Annotated in this window: 8 protein-coding genes; 5 read left to right on the top strand and 3 right to left on the bottom strand. The window is 68.6% G+C overall.

Going from position 1 to position 7,180, the window contains the following annotated elements:
* Positions 1-165: 165 nt before the first annotated feature.
* Both QZY48_RS02105 and QZY48_RS02100 read right to left on the bottom strand, forming a co-directional pair.
* The gene (locus QZY48_RS02105; protein ID WP_295427066.1) at positions 166-1,071 is read right to left on the bottom strand and encodes a transglycosylase SLT domain-containing protein; all 906 of its coding nucleotides are present in this window, start codon (positions 1,069-1,071) and stop codon (positions 166-168) included.
* A gap of 298 nt (positions 1,072-1,369) precedes the next feature.
* Positions 1,370-1,624 carry a hypothetical protein gene (locus QZY48_RS02100; protein ID WP_295427063.1) on the bottom strand — a complete coding sequence of 85 codons (255 nt, stop codon included), beginning with the start codon at positions 1,622-1,624 and terminating at the stop codon, positions 1,370-1,372.
* Positions 1,625-1,706: 82 nt separating this feature from the next.
* On the opposite strand from QZY48_RS02100, the gene QZY48_RS02095 reads away from it, so the two are divergent.
* Complete coding sequence (locus QZY48_RS02095; protein ID WP_295427061.1) at positions 1,707-2,426, top strand: hypothetical protein; 720 nt, start codon at positions 1,707-1,709, stop codon at positions 2,424-2,426.
* On the opposite strand, the gene QZY48_RS02090 is transcribed toward QZY48_RS02095, so the two are convergent.
* On the bottom strand, positions 2,423-3,241 hold the full coding sequence (locus QZY48_RS02090; RefSeq protein WP_295427060.1) for an SDR family NAD(P)-dependent oxidoreductase: 819 nt from the start codon (positions 3,239-3,241) through the stop codon (positions 2,423-2,425). The genes QZY48_RS02095 and QZY48_RS02090 overlap by 4 nt on opposite strands.
* A 179-nt stretch (positions 3,242-3,420) precedes the next feature.
* Between QZY48_RS02090 and QZY48_RS02085 the strand changes: the two genes are divergently transcribed.
* The 4 genes from QZY48_RS02085 (at position 3,421) to QZY48_RS02070 (ending at position 7,041) form a co-directional block, all read left to right on the top strand.
* Positions 3,421-3,750, top strand: coding sequence for a hypothetical protein (locus QZY48_RS02085; protein ID WP_295427057.1), 330 nt, complete (start codon positions 3,421-3,423; stop codon positions 3,748-3,750).
* A 148-nt stretch (positions 3,751-3,898) separates the two neighbouring features.
* Complete coding sequence (locus tag QZY48_RS02080; RefSeq protein ID WP_295427055.1) at positions 3,899-4,774, top strand: DUF2726 domain-containing protein; 876 nt, start codon at positions 3,899-3,901, stop codon at positions 4,772-4,774.
* 120 nt (positions 4,775-4,894) lie between these two features.
* Positions 4,895-6,532: a thiamine pyrophosphate-dependent enzyme gene (locus tag QZY48_RS02075; RefSeq protein WP_295427053.1), complete on the top strand. Its 1,638-nt coding sequence runs from the start codon at positions 4,895-4,897 to the stop codon at positions 6,530-6,532.
* Positions 6,533-6,543: 11 nt separating this feature from the next.
* Entirely contained in the window at positions 6,544-7,041 is a 498-nt protein-coding gene (locus QZY48_RS02070) for a 2-oxoacid:acceptor oxidoreductase family protein (protein ID WP_295427050.1), read from the top strand.
* Positions 7,042-7,180: the final 139 nt, after the last annotated feature.

The following is a 7,180-nucleotide window of genomic DNA, read 5'->3' as shown; positions in this document are numbered from 1 at the left end:
TCGTTGTCGTTGTCGTTGTCGTTGTCGTTGTCGTTGTCGTTGTCGTTGTCGTAATCGTAATCGGAGAAGCGATGCAATTTGGCGTGTGAGGGAATCCGAGGCGCTACGATGACCTCGATTACGACAACGACAACGACAACGACGCGATGAGCATTCCTTAACCGCTCAGTTGATCCGCGCGATGATATGGCTCACATAGGCACGGGTTTCGGCATAGGGCGGGATGCCGCCGTGGCGCTCCACGGCCCCCTCGCCGGCGTTGTAACCGGCCAGGGCGAGTTGGACATTACCCTTGAAGCGGGCCAGCAGCCAGCGCAGATAGGCCATGCCACCGCGCAGGTTTTGCTCCGGGTCCCAGGCGTCGCGGACCCCGAAGCGCTCCGCCGTCGCGGGGATGAGCTGCATCAGCCCCTGGGCATTCTTGGGCGACAGGGCGCGCGGGTTGAAATTGGATTCCGCCTCGATGAGGGCCAGCACCAACTCCGGGTCCAATTGGTACTGAGGGGCCAGCTTTCGCACCAGTGAGGCCACCTGGCCCTTGGCCGGATGCGTACGGGAGGCGAAGCGCGTGGCCGGGGGCAGGGGCGGGTCGAGCAGACATTCGGGCTCACGCTTGGTTTTTCCCTCCACCTTCAGGACCTTGAGCAGGCGCAGCGCGATCAGGTCGCGCTTGCCCGCCGCCGCCTGGAACCAGGCGGCCGCCAGGTCCTGATCGCGGTAGATGCCGCGCCCGAAGGCGTAGATCTGACCGAGCCGCACCGCTGCCTGCGTCTCCCCCTTGGCCGCGGCCTTGCAATAAAGCTGCACGGCCTTGCGGGTGTTCTGGGCGACCCCCTCGCCATTTTCATAGCGGGCGGCGGCGACCACGAGTTGGCTCGGGGAGCGGGCGCGCAGCGCCAGGTCGAATGCGGGGTCCTTGTCCTGCTCGCCGACCTGCGCCTTGGTGAATGCGGGCCCCAGTACGGGGGCGGATCCCGGGGCAGCAAGGGGCGCCTGGCCCGCGATGGCGATCATCAGGGCCGGCAGCAGGCGCGTCCAGGGTTTCCGGCGGGTATGGTTTGGGGTGTGCATGGGCCTCTATTTGACCGCAAGTCATGATCGTTTGGTCGGCTGTTGGTCGGTAGACCTGGCTTTCCGGGCCCGCTGCCGAAGTCTGATCCAAGTTCGCCCGGTTGCCAAGCGGGGCAGGACACGAAGTATCGGCCCGAAGCTCAATTTCGTCGGGTGCCCCGCACGCCCGAAGCGCTTGGCCGTCCGCTGGGTAGGCCGCGCCGGGCTGAGGGCTCGGCCGGCGCGGGCACTGAGCCGCAGCGCCGGGCTGGCGCGGCGGGTTCCGCGGTCGGGACCGGCTTCGTGGGTGCGCAGCCGATTATGGACCGGCGGCCCAGCGCTCGATCTCTCGCCGTCCAAGAGCGAACACTAGCCGACGGCGGGCGAAGCCGGTGTCGATGGTGCACAGGCCTCGCATCTCACGCCCGCCAAGGTGGCGCAGTTGCAGCAGCGCGCCGAGCGCAAGCGTAAGAAATCGAACCCGGCGCGTGCCGACCAGCCGCAAGAGGCGGTCGCCTTCTACGCTAACAAGCGCACCTATCATCACGCGCGGCAACCAGATAACCCAGGGCATCCGGCCGCTCGACCCGCAACTCTATCGGGCCGCGCTGGACGCGGCGCGCAAGACACCCTACTACTCGTCGCGCCGGGGCGCGGTGCTGAGCGCCGACACCGTCATCGACGCGGCGGCGGGCGAGGCCCTAGGCACCTGGAGCCCGCTCGGCCCCAACAACCAGGGCGGCCGTATCCGTCAGTTGCTGATCGATCCCACCAATCCCAGCACCATGTACACCGCCGCGGTGGGCGGCGGCGTGTGGAAGACGACAGATGCCGGTGCTACCTGGAATCAGTTGACCGACCTGCTGCTGCCCAACGTTGCGGTAGCCGCGTTGGCGATGGAGCCCGGCAATCCACAGGTACTCTACGCCGGCACCGGTGAAGGCTTCTATAATGTCGATGCAATCCGCGGCGCCGGGGTCTTCAAATCCACCGATGGTGGTGCGACCTGGTCGGCGCTCGCGGCGACGACCCCGGCCGCGGGGAGCCTTGGCGATTTCAGCTATGTCACGCAGATCAGTACACAGATCCAGAGTATGCTCCTCGGCGCCTTCACCGGCGTGATTTCGGTCTTCGACGCTGCCGACAATCTGCTCGAGACCCACGATCTGTCCGGCGTTTCAAACGAGAGTGGCGACGGTTCGGCCATCTTTCTGGGCATCGTTCGCGCCAGCGCCGACATCGATCGGGTCGCGCTCAGCGTGAAGTTCAGTGACCCGGGCGTCACGGACCTCGCGCTGGCGATCAACCAACTCGACTTCGGCCTGCAAGGTGATGCGCCTGAACCCGCGACGCTGGCACGTAGAATTCAAGTCTAAGAGAACGGCAGCGCCCCCCCGCCCGCGTTCATGGCGGTATTGCCCCCGTCCACCGCCAGCAGGGCGCCGGTCACCATGCGGGAGGCATCGGAGGCCAGAAACACCGCCGCGCCAACGCAGTCGTCCGGCTCCAGCAGGCGGCCCATCGGCAGCCCCGCCAGGATGCGCGGCAGCACCTCGCGCCTGAACTGCGGATTATCCAGATGCGCCCGCAGCCCCGGGGTCAGGACCTGCGCCGGCAGGATGGCGTTGCAGCGGATGCCCCGGGCGGCATATTCCACCGCGATCTCGCGGGTCATCTGGTGCACGGCCGCCTTGGCGCAGGCATAGGCGAAGGCCCCGCGGCCCAGGGCGTTCACCCCCGCATTGGAACCGATGTTGATGATCGAACCCGAGCCCGCCGCCAACATGCGCGGCAGGGCCTCGCGGATCGTCAGGAAATAGCCCTTGGCGCTGACCTCGAAGGTCCGGTCCCAGGCGTCCTCAGTGACCAGGTGCGGCTTGACCCGGTCGCGGAAGAAGAAGGGCACGTTGACCAACACGTCGACCTGGCCGAGCGTCTCGTCGATCGCCTCGAAAAAGCCCTTAAGCGCCGCGGCGCTCGTGATATCCGCGATGCGCCCGAGCGGGTCCGCGGAGACCTCGGCCAACTCGCGCAGCGTCTGCGCCAACCCCGCCTCATCCAGGTCGCACACCGCCAGCCGCGCCCCAGCGCGCGCCAGGCCCAGCGCGATGGCGTGACCGATACCGCCGCCGGCCCCGGCACCGGTGACGACCGCGACCCGGCCGTGCAGTCCGAACAGTTTCTCGATCAATCTGGCATCTCCTGCTTTATTCGCTGCGCATCGTACGGCGTTCGCGCGACCACATCAGTCCACATCCGTCCGGATCGCACCCGCACCCGCCGCGCCGCTTGCCCCCGTCGGCCATTGGGGTAAAGTGGGCAAAGGCCAGCCCCCGCCGCTAGCCGGAGGCGGACCCGGCGGATGTCTACATGGCCATCACTCACCTGATTGAAATCGCCATCGTCGGCAAGCCGGCTGCCTTCACCCGTCGGCACCGCGCTTACCCCGGCTACACCACCGCCACCCACCTGATCAAGCTGGCCGGGACCGCTTTTCGCCTGCGCGACGGCGAGTCACTGGACCACTGGCGCCGCGCCCTGGACGACTGCGACAAGGCGGTCGAGGCCGACCACCTGCGCGCCGAGCAGGCGCGCCTGCTCGGCCACCGCGCCGGCCTCGTGACCGTGATGGTTGGAACCGGCGCGGGGCGGGACGCCCCGACTCCGTTTGCAGGTGCCGCCGCGTGCGATGCCGCGTGACTTGCGGCGCATCCCTCGTGTAGCATTCTAAGTTTTTGTTTTCACGATTTCGCCGATCCCCTGATCGGTGTCTTGAGCAGGGTCGGTCGCGTGTCCGTTCCGGTGACGACGGCGGGACGGTGAGCGCGGCTGGCCGGGGACAACTGAAGTGGGGCATTTCTATTTTCTGCTGGGCCTGGCGGGCTTGCTGCTGCTGACCTTCGGTCTGCACCTGCACCGGCGCTTCGGGCGTCGCGGACGCTTGCCCTTTGTGGTGGATCAGGCCCTGTTCACGCCGCCGCAGCGCGCCTTTCTGGCCGTGCTGGAACGAGCCTTGGGCGCGGACTTCCGGGTCTACGGGCGGGTGCGGGTGGCGGAGGTGATCGCCCTGCGCCCGCGCCTGGATCGAGCCGCCCGGCGCCGTGCCTGGGCGCTGCTGGGCGACCGGCAGTTCGATTTTCTGGTCTGCGCGGCGGCGACCGGCGCCATCGTCGGCGCGGTGAATCTGGCGCCGCGCTCGCGCCGCGGGCGGCCGCCGCCGCGCGACGCCCTGGATCGCATCTGTGCCGCCGCCGGGCTGCCCTTCGTGCGGGTGCGCGAGGCCGACGACTACGCGGCCGCCGGGCTGACCGAGCGCCTGGTCCAGGCCATGCAGACACAGGTCCGGCCGGTGCCCGCGCCGCCGGTTCCGGTACAGGTGCTGAGGGCGCCGCCGCGCCCGGAGGCGGCGCCGGACCTGTATACCCTCTCCGAGGTGGTGGTGGAGGATGCGCGTGAGCCGCGGCTGCGCTCCGTCGCCGCGCGCCCCCGGGCACCGACGCCGACCGCGGTGCGGGTCGCCGCCGTCGCGGTGGTTCCAGTGGTCCCGGTCGCCCCCGCCGCCCCCGCCGCCCCCGTGGTCCTGCCGACCACGCAGTCCCCGCGCCGCGAGCCGACCCTGGCGGGGCCCGGGGACCTGGACCCGGGGCCGGCCTTCCAGGTGAACGGCGGCCTGGAAGAGGAGGACGACCAGGACGGCCGCCCGGTGCGGGCCTGGCGACGTTGAGCCGGACCCGCGAAGACCGCGCCCGGGACCCGCGCGGCACGGCGCGCCTTGCTGCGCCGCAACAACCCGGTAGATAATGATCTACTATTCATCTCCGGCCGCCTGAGGGGCTTACGACAAATGAGCGATTCACCACAACTCTTGAGCGGGGATGAGGCCATCGCCTTGGCCGCCCGTCACGCCGGGGTGCGCCTGGGTACCGGTTATCCGGGCACCCCGTCCACCGAAATCCTGGAGACCTTCGACCGGCTCGGCGGGCGCGCCCAGTGGTCGCCCAACGAGAAGGTGGCGCTGGAGGTGGGCCTGGGTGCCGTCTTCGGCGGGGCGCGCACCCTGGTGACCATGAAGCATGTGGGGCTCAATGTGGCGGCGGACCCCCTGTTCACCGCCGCCTATACGGATCTGGCGGCGGGCCTGGTGGTGGTCTCCGCGGACGATCCGGGCATGGCCTCCAGCCAGAACGAGCAGGACAACCGCCACTATGCCCGCGCCGCCTCCCTGCCCATGCTGGAGCCGATGGACTCCCAGGAGGCCTACGACTTCACGCTGCTCGCCTTCGAGCTCTCCGAGCGCTGGCACCTGCCGGTGATGCTGCGCATCACCACCCGGGTCTGTCACTCCAAGACGATCGTGCGTCCCCACGATGCGCCGGTCCCCGGGGAGGCGATCGGGCCCGAGCCCGGCTTCCGTCGGGACATCCCGGCGCGGGTCATGATCCCGGCCTACGCCAAGCCGGCCCACCGACGGCTGCGTCAGAAACTCACCGAGATCGCCGCCTGGAATGACGCTGAGGGGCCGAACCGGGTCTTCGCCGGCCATCCGCAGGTGGGCCTCATTGCCACCGGCATCGCCGCCATGCACGCACGCGAAGCGGCACCGCAGGCCTGCCTGCTGACCATCGGTCTCACCTACCCGCTGCCGCTGGAGACCATTCGAACCTTCGCGGCCGGGTGCGAGCGCCTGGTGGTGCTGGAGGAGGGGGACCCGGTGCTGCTGGACGCGCTGCGGGCCGCCGGCATCCCGGCGCAGGGCAAGCCGGAGCAATACCGCTTCGGGGAACTGACGGTGGCGCGCGTGCGCCGCATCCTGGCCGGGGACGAGACCGCGGAACCGGCACCGCCCAAGGGCAAGCCGCCGGAACTCTGTCAGGGGTGTTCCCACCGGGGCGTCTTCGAGGTCCTGCGCGATATGAACTGCATCGTCGCCGGCGACATCGGCTGCTATACGCTGGGCGTCCTGCCGCCCTTCCAGGCCATGGATACCTGCGTCTGCATGGGGGCGAGCATCGGGGTGGGCCTGGGCCTGCGCCATGTCCTGCCGGAGGAGGAGGCGCGGCGGGTGGTGAGCGTCATCGGCGATTCCACCTTCGTACACTCAGGGCTCACCGGTCTGGCCGAGATGGTCTACAACCCGCCCGCCACCGGTCATGTCGTCCTGATCCTGGACAACGGCACGACGGCCATGACCGGGCAGCAGGAGCACCCGGGCACCGGGCGCACGCTCAACCATGATGCGACCGGGCGCATCCACTTCGAGGACCTGGCTCGTGCCATGGGCGTGAAGAACGTCCATGTGGTGGATTTTCAGGCGGCGGACGGCACCCTGGAGGGGCTGCTCAAGGACCTGCTGACCCGCTCGGAGACCTCCCTGATCGTGGCCCGCCAGCCCTGTGTGCTGGCGGCCCCCAAGATCCGCTTCTATGAGAAGGCCGCGGCCGACCGGTCCACGGCCTGCCCGTCGCAAGTCGTTGACGACTGAGGTCGAGCCGCATGAAAAACATCTATAACGTGGTTATTGCCGGGCTTGGCGGTCAGGGCGTGCTGAAGGCCTCCGACATCCTGGCCGACGCCGCCTTTCGCGCCGGTTACGACGTCAAGAAGAGCGAGTTGCACGGGATGAGTCAGCGCGGCGGCTCGGTGAGCAGCGACGTGCGCTTCGGCCCCCAGGTCTGGAGCCCCATGGTCCCCACCGGGGAGGCGGACGTGCTGGTGGTGCTCGATGAGACACAGGTGGAGGTCAACCGTGCGGTATTGGCCCCGAACGGGGTCCTGATCGGCCCGGACCGGCTCGACGCGGCGGCGCTCAAGAACAAAAAGAGCCTGAATGTGACCCTGCTCGGGGCCCTGTCGGCGCACCTGCCGATCGCCTCGGAGCACTGGCTCGCCGCCATTCACGCCAACCTGGCGCCGAAGCTGCATAAGCTCAACGAGCAATCCTTTGCGCTCGGCCGTGCCGCTGCGGCCGTGCGCGAGGCGGCTGCCGTGTGAGAGTAAGTAACGAGTCAAGAACAGCTTAAACACAAACGCAATCGATGGGGGTTTCGTTGTCGTTGTCGTTGTCGTTGTCGTGATCGGAGAAGCGATGCGATTTGGTGTGCGGGAGAATCTGCGGCGTTACGATAACCTC

The organism is uncultured Thiodictyon sp. (assembly GCF_903828115.1).
Lineage (GTDB): Bacteria > Pseudomonadota > Gammaproteobacteria > Chromatiales > Chromatiaceae > Thiodictyon.
This window is presented reverse-complemented; position numbering and strand designations above follow the sequence as displayed.